Origin of the sequence: Deinococcus pimensis DSM 21231, from assembly GCF_000519345.1 — a bacterium.
Taxonomy (GTDB): domain Bacteria; phylum Deinococcota; class Deinococci; order Deinococcales; family Deinococcaceae; genus Deinococcus_A; species Deinococcus_A pimensis.
The window spans coordinates 1-1,787 of sequence record NZ_KI912652.1 but is presented as its reverse complement, the minus strand read 5'-3'; the positions used below and the strand labels follow the sequence as shown (position 1 = coordinate 1,787).

2 protein-coding genes are annotated in these 1,787 nt (G+C 72.8%); both read right to left on the bottom strand.

All coding sequences use genetic code 11. The features are described 5' to 3' along the window. A partial coding sequence (locus DEIPI_RS31230; RefSeq protein ID WP_245588570.1) for an HpcH/HpaI aldolase/citrate lyase family protein occupies positions 1–451 on the bottom strand: 451 nt, incomplete at its 3' end. Between the two features lie 17 nt (positions 452–468). Further along, on the bottom strand, positions 469–1,452 hold the full coding sequence (locus DEIPI_RS31225) for an SDR family NAD(P)-dependent oxidoreductase (protein WP_084474292.1): 984 nt from the start codon (positions 1,450–1,452) through the stop codon (positions 469–471). Positions 1,453–1,787: the final 335 nt, after the last annotated feature.

The window sequence follows — 1,787 nt, the reverse complement described above, 5'->3', positions numbered from 1 at the left end:
GCACGTGCCGCGCCCGCAGGTCCCGCACGAGATCCGACGTGCCCGCCACGAGCGCGCCCACACCGCGCGCCGCCGCCAGTTCCGGCAGGCGCAGCACGCCCAGCGGCGTCTCCACCATCAGCCACAGCGGGATCCCCAGCGACAGGGACGCCACCTCCTGCGGCGATTCCGCCTTCGGCAGCACGATCGCGTGCGGCGCCGCCGACAGCAGCATCTGCAGGTCGTCGTCACCCCAGGGCGTGGAGAGCGCGTTGATCCGCACCGCCACCTCGTGCGAGGGGAAGCCGCGCGACAGCGCCTCACGCACCGCCTCCCGCGCCGTGGCCTTGTGTTCGGGCGCGACGGCGTCCTCCAGATCGAGGATCAGAACGTCGGCGGGCAGCGCGCGGGCCTTCTCCAGCGCGCGGGCGTGGTCACCGGGAACGAAGAGGACGCTGCGGCGTGGCTTCATGCGCCCAGACTACCCAACTAATCCGCCAGCCTGCCGCCCTCCACCTGCGGCGTCACGGGACGGCGATCGCTGAGGCTGCCGCGCTCGCGGTAGTTCTGCGGGCCGGTGTGCTCGTCGGGGCGCATGAAGCTCATCACGCGGTCCGTGAGGCCCGGCAGCAGGTCGTACAGCACCGCGAACTGCTTCGCGGCGGGCAGCGGGTACACCACGGGGCGGTAGCTCGTCAGGGCGTCCGCGACGGCGCGGCCCACCTGCGAGGCCTCCAGCACGGGCCGGACGAGGTGCGCGCCCTGCCCGCCCTCCTTGACGTTGTCGGCCTTGTCGAAGAAGGGCGTGCGCACCGCGACGGGCAGGACCGCCGTGACCTTCACGCCGCTCTTCTCGACGTGCATGAGCTCCTGCCGCAGCGCCTGCGTCATGAGCTCCACGAAGCCCTTCGTGCCGCAGTAGATGCCCTGGTACGGGAAGGCCACGCGGCCCGCGACGGACGCGAGGTTCACGATGTGCCCGCTCCCCTGGGGCCGCATGACGCGCAGCGCGGCCTGCACGCCGTACAGGACGCCCATGACGTTCAGGTCGATCAGGTCGCGGACGCGGCGCTCCTCGCTGTGCTCGATGCTGTCGACGAACGCGGCGCCCGGATCGTTCACCATCACGTCCACCCGCCCGTAGGCGCGGTGCGCGGTGCTCACGAGGTTCTCCACCTGCGCGCGGTCGCGCACGTCGGTCGGCACGACGAGCGCCTCCGCGCCGAGCGCGCGCGCCTCACGCGCCACGGCCTCCAGGGTCTCCTGATGCCGTGCGGCGAGCACGACGGTCGCGCCTCGCGCGGCGCATTCCAGCGTGATGGCCCGCCCGATGCCTTCCGAGGCGCCCGTCACGACCACCACCTTTCCCGCGAGCACCTGCTTCCTGCGCGGATCGGGGGCGAGACGGCGGGCGGCGACGCTGCCGAGCGCGAGGGCGGCGGTGGCGATCGCGAAGCGGGTGGTTCGGTTCATGCCCCAACCTAGACGTCGCCTCCGCAGGAGGGCCTGAGAGGACCCATCGGGCGGGGTTGAGGCGTTCCTCAAGGACGGGGGCGGGCGGGATCGCGTGACGGAAGTCTAAAGTGACGTTCGCCGCCGTGTCGCGTGCGGTAGTTCCGTGGGCCCGCCGTGACATCTGGAACACTCGCCTCATGTCCTCCCTGCCTTCCCCCCGGACGCTCGTCCTGACCTGCGCGCTGACGCTGCTGAGCGGGTGCGCCACCCTCTCCCCCTCCGGCACGCCCGCCGCCCGGCCCGACGCCGTCGCGCAGGTCGCGGTGCTGCCCGGCGATACCCGTGGGGCGGTC

What these genes read in the sequence shown, in the direction of transcription:
- DEIPI_RS31225 (WP_084474292.1), bottom strand. Translation starts at nt 1,452, where the DNA reads ATGAACCGAACCACCCGCTTCGCGATCGCCACCGCCGCCCTCGCGCTC.